The organism is Brevibacillus massiliensis (assembly GCF_000311785.1).
In the GTDB taxonomy this organism is placed as follows: domain Bacteria; phylum Bacillota; class Bacilli; order Brevibacillales; family Brevibacillaceae; genus Brevibacillus_C; species Brevibacillus_C massiliensis.
On sequence record NZ_HE978538.1, the window covers coordinates 261,525 to 277,809 of the forward strand.

Sequence of the window (16,285 nt, forward strand, 5' to 3'; positions counted from 1 at the left end):
TGCATTTTCGTCTAAAATAAGGAATACTGTATGATAGTCAATTTTTTGTTGCGAAAGGACGTGCCCGGGTTGAGTCAAACACTTCAACATATTGATCCAGAGAAGCTGAGCGAAATGGCGATGGTCGACATCGCATACGAAATACTGAAAGGGACTAATGAACCTTGCAATTTTCGCGAGCTCATGAATGAGATTGCGGCGCTTCGCGGTATGACGGATGAGCAGATGATGGCAATGATCGCACAAGTTTATACGGAGATCAACATCGACGGACGCTTTATCTGTGTTGGCGACAATACCTGGGGATTGAAGCGTTGGTACCCGACTGAGGCAGTAGAAGAAAGCCAGGAAGGCGGCAAGCGGAAGAAAATCCTGCTTGACGACGATCTTGACGACTACGACGACGATCTGGATGAAGAATTGGAAGAAGACTTCGAAGACGATGACATTCTCGAACTCGAAGACGATGACGAGTATGATGAAGCAGACGAAGATGCTGATGATGACCTTGTTGACGACGAGGAGATCTTTGACGACGAGGAACTTGAGGGTGAAGTAATAGAAGATGAAGAAACGGAAGACCTCTAAATCCTTGACTTTCATCTATAGGGCGTTATAAAATACTGCTTGGGCTTCACATGAAGTTATACCGAATATGGATAAGCTATAAAACAAAAGTGCCCCCTGCCTGATGATTCGGGTTGGGTCATCCTTTTGTTTTTTCTTTTTTTGGGGGAGCCATCCTCATCAGAACAAGCGTCGACGCTGGAATAGGGGAAAGAGGGGACTTGAACGATGGCAAAATTTATTTTTGTAACTGGTGGAGTCGTTTCTTCGCTGGGCAAAGGGATTACAGCAGCTTCTTTGGGGCGATTGCTGAAAAACAAGGGGCTAAAGGTAACCATTCAAAAATTTGACCCGTACATTAACGTAGACCCTGGGACGATGAGCCCGTATCAGCATGGGGAAGTGTTCGTCACCGACGATGGCGCTGAAACAGACCTTGACTTAGGCCATTATGAGCGTTTTATCGATATTAACTTGAACGCCAATTCGAACGTGACGACCGGCAAAATCTACTCTGCCGTCATTGCCAAGGAACGCCGCGGCGATTACCTGGGAGCCACGGTCCAGGTCATTCCGCACATCACCAACGAGATCAAGGAACGGGTGTTTACCGCCGGTGAGAAGACCGGAGCGGATGTGGTGATTACCGAGATTGGCGGGACAGTCGGGGATATTGAAAGCTTGCCGTTCTTGGAAGCCATTCGCCAGATCAAGAGCGATGTGGGGCGTGAAAATGTGATGTACATTCACGTTACGCTGATTCCTTACATCAAAGCGGCAGGCGAGATGAAGACGAAGCCGACGCAGCACAGCGTAAAGGAATTGCGCAGCTTGGGGATTCAGCCCAACGTCATCGTGACCCGCACGGAATATCCGCTCTCCCAGGAGATGAAGGACAAGCTGGCGCTGTTCTGCGATATCGATAAAAACGCTGTCGTCGAACTGGTTGATGCCGAAACATTGTACGAAGTTCCCCTTATGATGCAGCAGCAAGGCCTTGATGACTACGTTTGCCGCCACCTGGGACTTACCTGCGATGAGTCGGACATGACCGAGTGGAAAAAATTGGTCGAAAGAGTAAAAAATCTGAAGCATACAACACGCATTGCCATCGTTGGAAAGTACGTTGAGCTCCATGATGCGTACCTGTCGGTAGCCGAAGCGCTCTATCATGGAGGCTACGCCAATGATACCGACGTGAAAATCAAATGGGTGAGCTCCGAAGAGGTATCCGCGGCCAATGTTGCCGAGCTGCTTGGCGATGTCGACGGCATTCTCGTTCCCGGCGGATTTGGCGATCGCGGAATCGAAGGGAAAATCGAAGCCATTCGCTTTGCCCGGGAAAATCGCGTACCGTATTTCGGCATCTGCCTCGGCATGCAGCTGGCCGTCATCGAATTCGCCCGCAATGTAGCAGGACTTGAGGGAGCCAACAGCTCCGAAATCAACCCGCTTACCCCGCATCCGGTCATTGACTTGCTGCCGGAGCAAAAAGTGGTGGAAGACAAAGGGGGTACAATGCGCCTAGGTCTCGGTCCGACGAAGGCGATTTCGGGCAGCCTTGCAGAGCGAGCCTACAACAGTACGCTGGTTCATGAGCGTCACCGCCACCGTTACGAGGTAAACAACGACTACCGCGAACAGCTTGCCAAGGCGGGCCTTGTTTTCTCTGGAACAACCCCCGACGGAAGACTGGTGGAGATCGTCGAACTGCCAGACCATCCATGGTTCCTGGCGACGCAGTTCCACCCTGAATTCACGTCCCGCCCGAACCGGCCGCAGCCGCTGTTCCAGGAATTTGTCAAAGCAGCTTTGACTCATAGAAGATAAGATAGAGGGTGCCGTGAATCTACGGCCCCTTTTTTGTTTGCATATAGCAAATAAGGTCAAAGGACATGGAGGAGATTTCCTCAGGTTAGCGAATTGTTGAAAATAACAGAATAAATCGGGACTAACCTTGGTGTATAGGGGGAGATGGAAATGCAGAGAAAGAAAATTTTGGTTGTCGACGATCAGTACGGCATTCGCATTCTTTTGTACGAGGTACTTGGAAAAGAGGGCTATTCCACCTTCCAGGCGGCGAACGGAAAACAAGCATTGGAGATTGTAGAAAAAGAATCGCCGCATCTCGTTATTCTCGATATGAAAATACCAGGCATGGACGGCATCGAAATCTTGAAACATATTAAAAAAATGGACAAAAGTATCAAAGTCATCATGATGACAGCTTACGGAGAGTTGGATATGATCAAGGAAGCGACGCAATTGGGAGCTTTGATGCACTTTACTAAGCCCTTTGACATTGATGAGCTTCGTCAAGTAGTCAATCAGCAGCTCGCCTGTTAGCAGTGAAAGCCTGTTAAGCAAAAAAGGGTTGTGGTATAATAACACAAGTTACCACAGACCAGTATGGGGAGGAATCGTACGTTTATGCCACTTGTACCAATGACCGCGTTTGCAGAGGATGCGAAGAAACATAAATACGCAGTAGGGCAGTTTAATCTGAACAACCTGGAGTTTACGCAGGCGATCACAGAAGCGGCTGCAGAGGAAAAATCACCAGTGATTTTCGGGGTGTCGGAAGGGGCCATGCGGTATATGGGCTTGGAATACACCGTAGCGATGGCCAAGGCCGCTGCGGAGACTTCCGGCGTGCCGATTGCCCTGCACCTCGACCACGGAAGCAGCTTCGAGGTAGTCATGAAGTGCATTCGTGCAGGGTTCTCCTCTGTCATGTTTGACGGTTCCCACTATCCATTGGAAGAGAATATCCGTCTGACAAAACAAGTGGTAGAGGCTGCTCATGCAGTCGGCGTTTCCGTCGAAGGAGAGCTGGGAACGATTGGCGGCGTGGAAGACGACCTGTCTGTCGACGAGAAAGACGCTGCTTTGGCAAATCCCGCAGACGCCATTCGTTTCTGGGAAGAGACCAAGGTAGACTACATGGCGATTGCCGTAGGTACCGCTCACGGCATGTACAAGGGCGAGCCGAAGATCAGCTTTGAAATCATTGACGAGGTAGCGAGAAATATCGCTGCTCCGATCGTACTGCACGGCGGTTCCGGCGTGCCTGACGAAGCGATTAAAAAATCGATCCAATTCGGGGTCGGCAAAATAAACGTAAATACGGAAAACCAAGTGGCCTGCACGGCGAAGATTCGCGAGATTCTCGCAGCCAAGCCAAATGAAATCGATCCGCGCAAATACCTGGGACCCGCCCGGGAAGCCATTAAAGAGGTAGTAAAAGGGAAAATTCGCCTGTTCGGAAGTAATAATCGCATTTAACAGGAGGCCATCATGAGATTTTTTATCGATACAGCCAACGTAGAAGAGATTCGTGAGATTCACGAGTGGGGAGTTATCTCTGGCGTTACGACAAATCCCTCGCTTGTGGCAAAAGAAGGCCGGGATTTCATCGAGGCCTTAAAGGAAATTATCGACCTGGTGGACGGGCCGATCAGTGCCGAGGTCATCAGCACGGATGCCAAGGGAATGATCGAAGAAGGCGAGAAACTCGCTTCGCTGTCCAAAAACATCGTGGTCAAAATTCCGATGACGGAAGAAGGACTAAAAGCAGTCAAAGCACTGTCAAAGCGGAAAATTAAAACGAATGTAACGCTTATTTTCAATGCCAACCAGGCTTTGCTGGCTGCACGTGCAGGGGCTACATACGTGTCCCCGTTCGTCGGCCGTTTGGACGACATTGGCTACGACGGATTGAAGCTGATCAAAGAGATCGTCGAAATCTTTGCTGTGCACGATATTGAAACGGAAATCATCGCGGCCAGTGTTCGCCATGCCCTGCATGTGACGGAAGCGGCACGCCTTGGCGCAGAAATTGCGACCGTCCCCTATAAGGTCCTCAAACAGATTTTACATCACCCTCTGACAGACAGCGGACTGCAGAAATTCTTGGCAGACTGGAACAGCATGAAAAAGTAGGGTTCTCGATTTCCGATTGCTAAGAAGCACCTTTTCCGTGGAGAAGGTGCTTCTTTCCAGAGAATCTTGTAAAGAAATGAGAAAGAGATGCCTGAGGAGAGCGAATCATGGAGAAACTGATCATTAACGGAGGGAAGCCTTTGCGGGGCAGCGTATCCATAAGTGGAGCGAAAAACAGCGCTGTAGCTCTCATCCCGGCTGCTTTACTGGCTGATGGTCCGGTTGTTATCGAGAACCTCCCACACATCCAAGACGTTGAGATCTACGTAGAGCTTCTGCAGCGGATGGGAGCATCCGTGTTGTTCGAAGATGACTGGATGGAAATAGACAGCTCTGCGATGAAGCCTGTTGTAATGCCCAATGGACACGTAAAAAAACTGCGTGCTTCCTATTATCTCTGGGGGGCGCTTTTGGCGAAGTTTGGCGAGGCGAATGTGGGGTTGCCAGGAGGCTGCGATCTCGGTCCGCGTCCTGTTGACTTACATATCAAAGGATTTCAAGCGCTTGGCGCCCGTGTGGAAAACATGAATGGCGTCATGACCTTGAGGGCAAACCGGCTGCGCGGCGCCCGTATCTACCTCGACCTCATCAGCGTCGGAGCGACGATCAACATCATGTTGGCTGCGGCGCGCGCCGAAGGGGTGACGGTGATCGAGAATGCCGCCCGCGAACCGGAGATCGTCGATGTGGCTACCCTGCTTAACAATATGGGTGCCAACATCAAAGGAGCAGGAACTGATGTCATTCGCATCCAGGGAGTGGAACGCCTGCGGGGCTGCCGTCATACGATTATTCCTGACCGGATCGAGGCGGGAACCTACATGATTGCTGCAGCTGCAACGCGCGGCGACGTCATCCTGGAAAATGTCATCCCCAAGCACCTTGAACCGATCTCGGCTAAATTGCGCGAGATTGGCGTCGTGATCGAGGACGGGGACGATAATATTCGCGTGATCGGTCAGGAGAAATACCAAGCTGTCGATGTTAAGACAAATCCGTATCCCGGTTTTCCAACCGATCTGCAGCAGCCCATGACAACTCTGCTCACCCAGGTCAAGGGTTCGAGCATTATCACGGACAACATATACGGGTCCCGCTTCCGCCATGTCGACGAACTGCGGCGCATGGGAGCCTCGATCAAGGTAGAGGGGCGCTCTGCGGTGATCGAAGGCGGCAGGACTTTGAATGGCGCCAAGGTCGTCTCGAGCGACTTGCGGGCGGGAGCAGCCCTGGTCATTGCCGGACTGGTTTCACAAGGCGTGACAGAAGTAGAGGGGCTGGAACACATTGACCGCGGCTATGAAAATCTGGTTGGCAAGCTGCGGAATTTGGGTGCAGACGTTTACCGGGAAGTTCTTAAGCCGACAAAGCGACCGTAAGGGGGAAGGCACAGATGGAACGCAGTTTATCACTCGAGTTGGTTCGCGTCACGGAAGCCGCGGCACTTGCTTCGGCACGTTGGATGGGGCTGGGCAAAAAAAACGAGGCCGACGGAGCGGCTACGACAGCAATGCGCCGGGAGTTTGAAAACATCCCGATGGATGGCGTAGTGGTGATCGGCGAAGGCGAAATGGATGAGGCCCCGATGCTCTACATTGGAGAAAAGCTGGGACAAGGGGTGCCGCCCTACGTCGATGTGGCAGTGGACCCCTTGGAAGGGACCAATATCGTCGCCAAAGGAACGTGGAATGCCATATCGGTAATCGCCATCGCCGATCGCGGCAACTTGCTTCACGCGCCTGATATGTACATGGAAAAAATCGCGGTCGGTCCGAATGCGGTAGGGAAAATTGATATTAACGCCCCGGTTGCCGACAATCTCAAAGCGGTTGCCCAGGCAGCCGGAAAGGACATGAGCGATCTGGTCGCCATCGTCCTGGACCGCGACCGGCATTCACGGATCATCTCCGAAATCCGCGAAGCGGGTGCACGGATCAAGCTGATTCCCGACGGAGACGTCGCTGCGGCGATTAATACCGCCTTTCCGAACACGGGGGTAGATATTCTGTTCGGTTCCGGAGGTGCGCCGGAAGGAGTGTTGGCAGCAGTGGCGCTAAAATGTCTGGGCGGGGAGATCCAGGGCAGGCTGCTGCCGCAGAACGAGGAAGAATTGGAACGCTGCAAGCGAATGGGGCTGACTGACCCGCATCAGGTCCTGTACATGGACGATCTGGTTAAGGGGGATGACGCTATTTTTGCGGCAACAGGTGTAACTGACGGCGAACTTCTTCGCGGTGTTCGGTTCCAGGGGACGCGTGCAACCACCCACTCGGTGGTCATGCGGGCGAAAACGGGAACGATTCGTTTCATCGAAGGAAACCATCGCCTTGAACGGAAGCCCATTCTTGCGTTGTGAGCGGTGAAATAAGATAGAGAAAAGATACTAAAGTGTGGTGTATATATGCTCATTTCCGAACTGGAAGAGAAGAAATTAACTGATTTGTACAAGCTAGCAAAGGAGTACCAGATTGCCCAGTACTCACAAATGAAGAAAAAAGAACTGATTTTTGCGATACTGCGAGCACGCGCCGAACGGGACGGCTTGATGTTCATGGAAGGGGTACTGGAAATTCTGCCGGAAGGATACGGGTTCTTGCGGCCGATCAACTACCTTCCCAGCTCGGAAGACATTTATATTTCACAGTCGCAAATACGCCGCTTCGATCTGAGGATGGGTGATCTCGTCTCTGGAAAAGTCCGTCCACCCAAGGAGAATGAACGATATTTTGGTCTACTGCAGGTTGAAGCCGTCAACGGTCAAGATCCGGAATTGGCAGCAGAACGCCTCCACTTTCCCGCCCTGACACCGCTTTATCCTCAAAAAAAGCTTGTTTTAGAAACCTCACCGACAAAGCTTTCTACCAGGATCATGGATATGTTGACACCGGTTGGATTGGGCCAGCGGGGCTTGATTGTCGCTCCCCCAAAAGCTGGGAAAACTGTTTTGCTAAAAGAGATTGCGAACAGCATTACCGAAAACCATCCGGACATTTCGCTTTTTGTCCTGCTGATCGACGAGCGTCCGGAGGAGGTAACGGATATGCAGCGGTCTGTGAAGGGAGAGGTGGTAGCCTCCACCTTTGATGAGCTGCCGGAAAACCACATCAAGGTAGCCGAACTGGTATTGGAGAGGGCGAAAAGGCTGGTGGAGCATAAAAAGGATGTCGTCATTCTGCTTGACTCGATCACCCGGCTTGCCAGAGCTTATAACCTGGTCATCCCTCCCAGCGGCAGAACGCTCTCAGGCGGGATCGATCCGGCAGCGTTTCACCGGCCAAAGCGGTTTTTCGGATCGGCGCGGAACATCGAGGAAGGCGGCAGCCTGACCATCCTCGCCACCAGCTTGATCGAGACGGGTTCACGCATGGATGACGTGATTTACGAGGAGTTCAAAGGAACGGGGAACATGGAACTGCACCTCGACCGAAAATTGGCCGAACGGCGGATTTTTCCCGCCATCGACATTCGCCGCTCCGGTACGCGCCGCGAAGAACTGCTCTTATCGAAAGAAGAATTGGATAAATTGTGGTCCATTCGCAAGCGCATGAACGACAGCCACGAGTTTGTCGAGACCTTCTTGAAACGATTGGCGGAAACGAAAACAAATGTAGAATTTCTGGAGGGGATCGAAAGCAAGCCGGAAGGACAGACACCGTCCCAACCGGAAGCCAAGACGTCCCGCTCTCCAAAACAATCTACTGTGACGGCAAAGTAAACGCCGTCATTTTTTTTGTATTTTGGCATATTACTAGGAAAGTAGAGGGGAGGTTAAGCATGATGGATGCTTACGCAGCTGATACGCAGGTACCATGGCAAAGCTCGGATGAAGCAAGGCAAGCCGTTGTGGAACAATCCCTGCTTCAGGCGTTTAATCCCTATACGATCTTTGAGGAAGAGGAGGAACTTCCGCAAAAGCGAAGCCCGGTCATTTCATACACCGTGCAGCAGGGGGATACACTTTCCGAGATTGCTTACCGCAACGGAATCAGCCTGAAAGAATTGGTAGAGCAAAATAAAATTAAAAATCCCAACTTCGTAGGAATCGGCTTGAAGCTTACAATGAAGCGAAATGAAATAATTCATACGGTCGGCAGCGGAGAGACGCTGGACCAGATTGCCGCCCGTTACCAGGTCAGCGAATCGGCAATCGCCGCCCGCAACCCACTGGTCAGACTGATTCCGGATAACTTGTATATCGGACAGGTCTTGTATGTTCCCATACCCCTGCAGCGGCGTATGCCGGCTGGCCATGAGGATATCGCAGAGCGATCGTCCGTCCAGGTTGCAAGCCGCGGCACGCTGCGCTCCCGAACCATGGAATGGCCGATTGAAAACGCTACGATTACGAGCGATTTTGGCAGCCGCTGGGGGAGAATGCACAAAGGGATAGACCTGTGGAACGAGAATAAGGGCAACACGCCGATATTGGCAGCAAAAAGCGGCACAGTCATTGAGGCAGGAACGACCCGCGCAGGGTATGGACAGTTGGTCGTGCTGGATCACGGCGACGGGTTGAATACCTTTTATGCCCACATGCGCAAGATCCTGGTGACCGTTGGCCAGGAAGTAAACCAGGGAGATGTTTTGGGGTACATGGGGAACACAGGAGATTCCACCAACTACCATCTGCACTTTGAGGTGCGTCAGGATGATACGCCAGTCAATCCCTTGCGTTTTCTGCGGTAATTGGCAGTTCTTCACGTTTACAACGCCTGCCGGGTTGCGTTACAATGACTTGAAGCAAAAAAGAGGGGCGAATGGAAACGATGTATCTGGTATACGCAGACGAGCAAGGAAGGGTTTACGATCATCCGGAGGCTTATGCCGTTGGCAGAAATGGCGAGATGCTGACGGAAATCCTGGAAGAAGAATTAATTCCGCTGCCTGAGGGAGCTACATTGGTCAGCCTGCCAGACACCGTGCCGGTCGGCATGGATCCCGATACAGGAGAAATGATGAGATTGGACGGGTTTACAGCCGTGGGTGCGCTTTTGCCGCAAGGCTTTACCCGCTTGCTTTTGCCCGGTTACGTAAAGACGGATAAGCAAAAAAAGTTTCCGTTGTTCGGATATACGGCAGTCGTTTGGAAAGACGGCGCATTCTGGACAGCCGCCCGGCAAAGCGATGATCCTTATCAATGGAACCCGCTGAACTTCCCGATGGAGGAATTGAAAAGCCGTGTCGAACAGACGTTATCCATGTTTCCGGAAAATCGGATATTGCGCCATTTGTCCCACTGTGCGCTGGAGTATGAATGCTTGACTGCATCCAATAACTTTTTCCATCGCTGGGAAGGGAGCTTGCCGGTATCTTACACCTGTAACGCCGGCTGTTATGGCTGTATTTCCGAGCAGCCGGAAGACAGCGGATTTCCTTCGCCGCAGACGCGAATGAATTTTAAGCCGACAGAGGACGAGCTTGTGGAAGTGATGCTCCACCATCTGAAAACGCCAGAGAGCATTATCAGTTTTGGACAAGGCTGTGAAGGAGAGCCTTCCACAATGGCGGGGATCATCGTCCCGGCGATCCGCCGCGTCCGGCAGAAGACCGACATGGGCTTGATCAACATCAACACCAATGCCGGGCTGACTGACCACATCAAGGGCATCGTCGACGCAGGGCTCGACCTGATGCGGGTCAGCATCATCAGCGCCATCGACGAGCACTACAACGCGTATTACCGCCCGCGCGGCTACACCTTGGAAAATGTGGCCCGCTCCGCGGAGTACGCTGCTTCCAAGGGAGTGTACACCTCGATCAACTACCTGTGTTTCCCAGGGGTATTCGACCGCGAAGAAGAGATAGAAGCGATGATCAACTTTATACGGCGCACCGGAATTCGCTTGATCCAGCTTCGCAACCTGAACATCGACCCGGAAAGCTACCTGGAGATGATTCCAAAGGCGCAGGGTGAGGTGTTTGGGATGAAGCAGGCGATAGAAATTTACCAGCAGGAGCTCCCCGATGTGGTAATCGGTTCGTTCACCCACGTACCGCCCAAGGAACTGCTTCGCAGGAAAAATATGTAAACCACCTTCCTGCTATTGCAAATCGGCACCAGTCGTGCTACTATCTTTTTATGTCTGTTTTATATAACTCTGTTTCGGTATACGATTCAGGGCGGAAAGAGGTGGATAACATGAAAGCAGGAATTCATCCAAATTACCACACGGTTAAAGTAACTTGTGCTTGCGGCAACGAATTCGAATCCGGTTCGACGAAGCAATCGCTGCGCGTGGAGATTTGCTCCAACTGCCACCCGTTCTTCACGGGCAAACAAAAATTTGTTGATTCCGGCGGCCGTGTAGACCGTTTCAAACGGAAATACAACCTTTCTTAATTGCATCAGAAAGTTTATCGACAGTAACCAGGTAGAGTGCCCTACCTGGTTTTGTTGTCTTGGCGGTCGTTGCGAGAGATGGTATGATGAAAAGGCTACCGCCATTTCCGGTAATGACCATTTTACATTTGGAGTTGTAAGTATGTATTTTATCAAGCAAAACGGATGGATTGAGCTCATTAGCGGCTGTATGTTCTCTGGGAAAAGCGAAGAATTGATTCGCCGGATTAAACGGGCGAAGATCGCCAAGCTGCGGGTTCAGGTGTTTAAACCGGTAATTGATGATCGCTATCACGCCATGGCCGTCGTCTCGCACAACGGAGGGATGGAAGAAGCGTTGGCGGTACATGACGCCAGGGAGCTGTGGGAGGCGATCTTGCCTGACACGGAAGTGGTGGCGATAGACGAAGTGCAGTTTTTTGACCAAGAGATCGTGGGGGTCTGTCAAAAGCTGGCCGACCGGGGCGTACGCGTGATTTGCGCGGGACTGGACCAGGACTTTCGCGGCGAACCTTTTGGCGTGACGCCAGAGCTGCTTGCACTGGCCGAGTATACGACGAAACTGCATGCGATTTGCGTATCATGCGGCAGTCCGGCAACCCGGACGCAGCGCCTGATCGACGGAAGGCCGGCTGACTACAACGATCCGGTCATTATGGTCGGGACTGCGGAAAAATACGAAGCGCGCTGCCGACACTGCCACGAAGTGCCGGGAAAGCCTGAAAAGCTGGCCCATCTCGATCAGATACATCGCGTATAATGTGAGATCATGCCCCCACCTTCTGGTTTGCATGGGCATCCCCCGGGATGTACAAACTAGGCAAAACAGGAGGTGGCTTTTATATGCGGACAGACCGCATTGCAAGGAAATTATCGTATTTGGTTGCTGTTCCGCTGTTCGCCTTGGCGATCTCGCTCTCCGGCTGCAACCAGACTTCCACGCCACAGGGTAAAACCTCCAGCATCCGCAGTTTGGACAGACAGCAGAATCCTTCGGTTGCTCCTGATCAGACAGGTGACGTCATCAGCAGGGGAACAAGGTGGGCAGACCGCGACAGGATTATGGGACGAAACCAAAATCCCAATCTGATTATCGGCCATCAAAACGTCATAAACAAAGATGTTGATATGCGCAGCATGGTAGCGGCGGCAAAAAATGTGCCGGGTGTGGAAAATGCGCGGATTACGCTGCACGGCGGCAACGCGTACGTGACGCTGGATCTCGTCCATAACGTCACTGCCGGACAGGCGCGCTATATCGAAGACCAGGTGATCAGCGCGCTGAAACTGAAAGCGCCCCGTTACGATTACCACATTACCTCACACGACGGCTACCATCGATGAGAAAACAGCTCGGAATCCCGGGCTTTTTTCTTTGACTAATTTGGTGATCTCCTATATAATTGTAATGTTATACGAAAAAACATTTAAGTTTTTACTTTGGGGTGATAGCTGTGTTTGAGCGTTTATCTGCCGTTGAGGAACGTTATGAAGAAGTAACGAACCTTTTGTGTGACCCCGATGTCATTAACGATACCAAAAAGCTGCGGGATCTGTCCAAGGAACAAGCTGGTTTGGAAGAGACCGTAACGGTGTATCGTGAATATAAATCAGTTGTGCAGCAATTGGAAGACGCCAAGGCGATGTTTGAAGAGAAGCTCGACGATGAGATGCGCGAGATGGTGAAAATGGAGATATCTGATTTAACCGAGCGCAAGGAAAAGCTTGAACAGCGCTTAAAAATTCTCCTGCTGCCAAAAGACCCGAACGACGACAAGAACGTCATCGTCGAAATACGCGGGGCCGCGGGTGGCGACGAGGCGGCGCTCTTTGCCGCTGACTTGTTCCGGATGTACACGCGCTTTGCCGAGCGCCACGGTTTTAAGGTGGAAGTTCTGGAGGCGAATCCGACAGACATCGGCGGGTACAAGGAAATCATTTTCTCTGTGAGCGGTCGCGGTGCGTACAGCAAGCTGAAGTTTGAAAGCGGCGCACACCGGGTTCAGCGGATTCCGACGACAGAGTCCGGCGGCCGGATCCACACCTCTACTTCCACCGTTATCGTGCTGCCTGAAGTAGAGGAATTAGAGGTGGAATTGCACGAAAAGGATATACGTGTCGATACGTTCTGTTCCAGCGGAGCAGGCGGCCAAAGCGTCAACACGACCAAGTCGGCAGTCCGTGTAACCCACGTGCCTACCGGCATCGTCGTTTCCTGCCAGGACGAGAAGTCTCAGAACTCCAATAAGGAGAAGGCGCTCCGCGTACTGCGCGCCCGCCTGTTTGACTATTACCAGCAGCAGGCGATGGCCGAGCAGGACGCTGCCCGGAAAAGCCTGGTCGGGACGGGGGATCGCAGTGAACGGATTCGCACGTACAACTTCCCGCAAAGCAGGGTAACCGATCACCGAATTGGCCTTACGCTGCACCGGTTGGATTCGGTCTTGGCGGGAGAGCTGGACGAAGTGATCGACCATCTCATCATGCATGAACAGACGGAGTTGTTAAAAAGCCATGCAACAGCTTGATACAGACAACATCAAGACGATTCGAGAAGCCCTGCTCTGGGCTTCTCGTTTTTTGCAAAACGCCGGCAGCCAGGATTCGCCGTTTGAGGCAGAACTGCTGCTGAGACATGTACTCGGGTGGAGCAGAAGCACCTTTTTGGCCAATCTGCCGGATCCCATTTCCAAAGAAGCGGTGCAGCGGCTGAAGCTGTTGTGCGAACGCCGGGCCACCCGGGAACCGCTGCAGTACATCCTGGGCAAACAGGAGTTTTTTGGACGCGACTTTGTCGTCAAACCGGGCGTGCTGATTCCCCGTCCGGAGACGGAAATCCTGATTGAACAGGTACTGCAGTCTGCCGACCAGCTTTGGCCTGCCCGCCAAAGTCTGGATGTGGCCGATATCGGGACAGGCAGCGGCGCCATCTGTCTGACCCTGGCCTGTGAACGGCCGGACTGGCAAGTGACCACGGTAGAATTGTCTGCCGAAGCAATTGAGATTGCGCGGCAAAATGCCCGCGAGTTGGGGGTCGGGGAGCGAGTTGTCTTTTTGCAGGGCGATCTGGCTGGGCCGCTTGTCGCGGCAGGCCGGCGACTCGATATCCTGGTATCCAACCCGCCGTACATCCCCTCCGCCGATGTGCAGGGACTGGACAGGGAAGTACGGGACTACGAACCCCTGCTTGCACTCGATGGAGGGGATGACGGTCTCGACTGTTACCGGCGCATTTGTGCAGCCTTGCCGGCGCTGCTAAAGCCTGTGGCACTGGTCGCGTTTGAAGTGGGGATCGATCAAGCCCGGAGCGTCGCAAAGCTCATGCGATCCGGAGGCGAGATCGACGAAGTGAAGATCGTCCCCGATCTGGCCGGGATCAGCCGGGTCGTGTTGGGATGTCGCCGGCGAATCGCAAATCTTTTGTGAAGAGACAGTATATTGGCCGGGATTCCCGTCGATACTGACAGCTAAAGAGACTTAAAAACAAAGCGTCAGTATCTGAGGGGAGAAGATTTACATGAAGCGGTTTTACCTTGTTTTGTATGTGCTGTGCGTCATGCTGATGAACTGGGAAGGACAGCTGAACGCGGCATCCGTCGTCGATAACGGACCGATCCCGCAGGAGTCGATTCGTCTGCGCATCATCGCCAACAGCGATTCGTTTCAGGATCAATGGCTGAAGCGCGAAGTTCGGGACGCGGTCGTCGCACAAATGAACGAATGGGTAAAAGATATCCGCTCATTTGAAGAAGCTCGTTCCCAAGTGGCATCAAGGCTGCCCGAACTGCAGCGCTTGGTGGATCAAACGATACAGGACAGAGGTTTTGCGTATCAGGCGGAGGTTGACTTTGGCCAGGTGCCATTTCCTACCAAGCTGTATGGCTCTTACGTTTATCCGGCAGGGAATTACGAAGCGCTGCGCATACGCATTGGTAAAGCCGAGGGACAAAACTGGTGGTGCGTACTCTTTCCGCCGCTCTGTTTTATCGATATGTCCAGCGGAGATGCCGTGCAGCCCAAACAACAAGCTGACCGGCAGAAGCGGGATGAGCCGCAGAAGCAAGATCATACGCAACAACTCCATGACCAAGCCGGCCAAAGCGGCAAAATGCTTGCTGATGCCGCCCCGGAAGTAGAGGTGCGCTTCTTTCTCTGGGATTGGCTGACAGGTTTATTTTGATAAACACGCTCCCCCTTTCCCACCTTTCGAGGTGGGTTTTTTAGTTATCCACAAGTTACCCACAGGTTGTTGAAAACTTGGCGGATAGATTTTATACTAGGGAAGCAAATCCGTGTAAATGAAGGTTCGGAAAGGAAACAAAGATATGCAGAAAAAAATCGAGACGAAAGTCTGGCATGTGGATAAAAATGTGGAAGAAAAAATAAATTATTCACAGATTGTGGATGCAGCCCGTGTAATCCGGGATGGGGAACTGCTCGCTTTTCCTACGGAAACAGTCTACGGATTGGGCGCCAATGCATTGTCGGATGAGGCTGTGGAAAAAATATATACGGCCAAAGGCCGGCCGAGCGACAATCCGCTGATCGTCCATATTGGGTCGCTGTCGCAGCTGTCCGCTGTCGCGTCCTTTGTTCCGCCTAAAGCACTCAAACTGATTGAAGCATTTTGGCCGGGTCCGCTGACTCTGTTTTTACCCAAGACAGAAGCAGTGGCCGGACGGGTGACGGCAGGACTTGATACCGTAGGTGTGCGCATGCCGGATCATCCCCTGGCGCTGGCGCTGATCCAGGAGGCAGGGGTGCCGATTGCCGCGCCCAGTGCCAATCGCTCGGGCAGGCCCAGTCCCACCAGCGCGGCTCACGTGCTTGCCGATTTGGACGGCCGAATTGCCGGTGTTTTGGACGGCGGCCCTACCGGGGTGGGAGTAGAATCGACCACGATTGACATGACAGCCGAACCTCCTGTCATTCACCGTCCCGGCGGCATTACGTATGAACAGATCAAGGCGGTGATCGGCGAGGTGCTGGTGGATGCCGCTGTAACCGACAGCAAGCAAGCACAGCCGCTGTCCCCGGGAATGAAGTACACCCATTACGCTCCTGAGGGGCAGATGTGGATCGTCTCCGGCGAGGCTGCCGCCGCCAGGCAGCAAATGCTGCATATGCTGGCAGAGGCCAAGCGGGAGGGCAAGAAGACAGGAGTACTGGCTGTGGAGGAAAAAGCAGAGTGGTGGAGGCGGCAGGAATCTGCCGATGTGGTGATCTCCTGCGGCTCGTCCAGCGAGCTGGAAAGCGTCGCCAGGGAGCTTTACTCCTGTCTCCGCCAATTTGACGATCATCAGGTAGAATTTATCGTTTCCGAAGCGTTCCCGACCAGCGGTATCGGACTTGCGGTTATGAACCGCCTGGAAAAAGCTGCAGGTGGCCGAATTATCCGCGTGTAAGCATGTTTCCCTTCTTGTCCGCATATTGTGG

At 52.7% G+C, this 16,285-nt stretch carries 17 protein-coding genes; all 17 read left to right on the top strand.

Features of this window, described 5'->3' with window-relative positions; translation table 11 throughout:
• Positions 1 to 69: 69 nt before the first annotated feature.
• The 17 genes from rpoE (at position 70) to HGBM_RS10490 (ending at position 16,254) form a co-directional block, all read left to right on the top strand.
• Complete coding sequence (rpoE, locus tag HGBM_RS10410) at positions 70 to 588, top strand: DNA-directed RNA polymerase subunit delta (protein WP_026074313.1); 519 nt, start codon at positions 70 to 72, stop codon at positions 586 to 588.
• A 207-nt stretch (positions 589 to 795) separates the two neighbouring features.
• Complete coding sequence (locus HGBM_RS10415; protein ID WP_019121050.1) at positions 796 to 2,397, top strand: CTP synthase; 1,602 nt, start codon at positions 796 to 798, stop codon at positions 2,395 to 2,397.
• 150 nt (positions 2,398 to 2,547) lie between these two features.
• Entirely contained in the window at positions 2,548 to 2,913 is a 366-nt protein-coding gene (locus HGBM_RS10420; RefSeq protein WP_019121051.1) for a response regulator, read from the top strand.
• An 84-nt stretch (positions 2,914 to 2,997) separates the two neighbouring features.
• Positions 2,998 to 3,852, top strand: a complete 855-nt coding sequence (gene fba, locus HGBM_RS10425; RefSeq protein ID WP_026074314.1) for a class II fructose-1,6-bisphosphate aldolase — start codon at positions 2,998 to 3,000, stop codon at positions 3,850 to 3,852.
• A gap of 12 nt (positions 3,853 to 3,864) precedes the next feature.
• Complete coding sequence (gene fsa, locus HGBM_RS10430) at positions 3,865 to 4,509, top strand: fructose-6-phosphate aldolase (RefSeq protein WP_019121053.1); 645 nt, start codon at positions 3,865 to 3,867, stop codon at positions 4,507 to 4,509.
• 107 nt (positions 4,510 to 4,616) lie between these two features.
• On the top strand, positions 4,617 to 5,888 hold the full coding sequence (locus HGBM_RS10435) for a UDP-N-acetylglucosamine 1-carboxyvinyltransferase (RefSeq protein WP_019121054.1): 1,272 nt from the start codon (positions 4,617 to 4,619) through the stop codon (positions 5,886 to 5,888).
• Between the two features lie 14 nt (positions 5,889 to 5,902).
• Positions 5,903 to 6,865, top strand: coding sequence for a class II fructose-bisphosphatase (glpX, locus tag HGBM_RS10440; RefSeq protein ID WP_019121055.1), 963 nt, complete (start codon positions 5,903 to 5,905; stop codon positions 6,863 to 6,865).
• 45 nt (positions 6,866 to 6,910) lie between these two features.
• Positions 6,911 to 8,224: a transcription termination factor Rho gene (gene rho, locus HGBM_RS10445; RefSeq protein WP_019121056.1), complete on the top strand. Its 1,314-nt coding sequence runs from the start codon at positions 6,911 to 6,913 to the stop codon at positions 8,222 to 8,224.
• Between the two features lie 59 nt (positions 8,225 to 8,283).
• Positions 8,284 to 9,195 carry a peptidoglycan DD-metalloendopeptidase family protein gene (locus HGBM_RS10450; protein WP_019121057.1) on the top strand — a complete coding sequence of 304 codons (912 nt, stop codon included), beginning with the start codon at positions 8,284 to 8,286 and terminating at the stop codon, positions 9,193 to 9,195.
• A gap of 80 nt (positions 9,196 to 9,275) precedes the next feature.
• Positions 9,276 to 10,538 (top strand): radical SAM family protein, encoded by a 1,263-nt coding sequence (locus HGBM_RS10455; protein WP_026074316.1) that lies wholly within the window; start codon positions 9,276 to 9,278, stop codon positions 10,536 to 10,538.
• Positions 10,539 to 10,648: 110 nt separating this feature from the next.
• A complete protein-coding gene (rpmE, locus tag HGBM_RS10460) occupies positions 10,649 to 10,849 on the top strand; it encodes a 50S ribosomal protein L31 (RefSeq protein ID WP_019121059.1) in 201 nt (66 codons plus the stop codon).
• A gap of 142 nt (positions 10,850 to 10,991) precedes the next feature.
• Positions 10,992 to 11,609 carry a thymidine kinase gene (locus tag HGBM_RS10465; RefSeq protein ID WP_019121060.1) on the top strand — a complete coding sequence of 206 codons (618 nt, stop codon included), beginning with the start codon at positions 10,992 to 10,994 and terminating at the stop codon, positions 11,607 to 11,609.
• 83 nt (positions 11,610 to 11,692) lie between these two features.
• Positions 11,693 to 12,193 (top strand): hypothetical protein, encoded by a 501-nt coding sequence (locus HGBM_RS10470; protein WP_019121061.1) that lies wholly within the window; start codon positions 11,693 to 11,695, stop codon positions 12,191 to 12,193.
• A 110-nt stretch (positions 12,194 to 12,303) separates the two neighbouring features.
• The gene (gene prfA, locus HGBM_RS10475; protein ID WP_019121062.1) at positions 12,304 to 13,377 is read left to right on the top strand and encodes a peptide chain release factor 1; all 1,074 of its coding nucleotides are present in this window, start codon (positions 12,304 to 12,306) and stop codon (positions 13,375 to 13,377) included.
• Positions 13,364 to 14,275, top strand: a complete 912-nt coding sequence (prmC, locus tag HGBM_RS10480; RefSeq protein WP_019121063.1) for a peptide chain release factor N(5)-glutamine methyltransferase — start codon at positions 13,364 to 13,366, stop codon at positions 14,273 to 14,275. The genes prfA and prmC overlap by 14 nt, the downstream gene beginning before the upstream one ends.
• Positions 14,276 to 14,366: 91 nt before the next feature.
• Complete coding sequence (spoIIR, locus tag HGBM_RS10485) at positions 14,367 to 15,029, top strand: stage II sporulation protein R (RefSeq protein ID WP_019121064.1); 663 nt, start codon at positions 14,367 to 14,369, stop codon at positions 15,027 to 15,029.
• Between the two features lie 157 nt (positions 15,030 to 15,186).
• A complete protein-coding gene (locus HGBM_RS10490) occupies positions 15,187 to 16,254 on the top strand; it encodes an L-threonylcarbamoyladenylate synthase (RefSeq protein WP_173391384.1) in 1,068 nt (355 codons plus the stop codon).
• Positions 16,255 to 16,285: the final 31 nt, after the last annotated feature.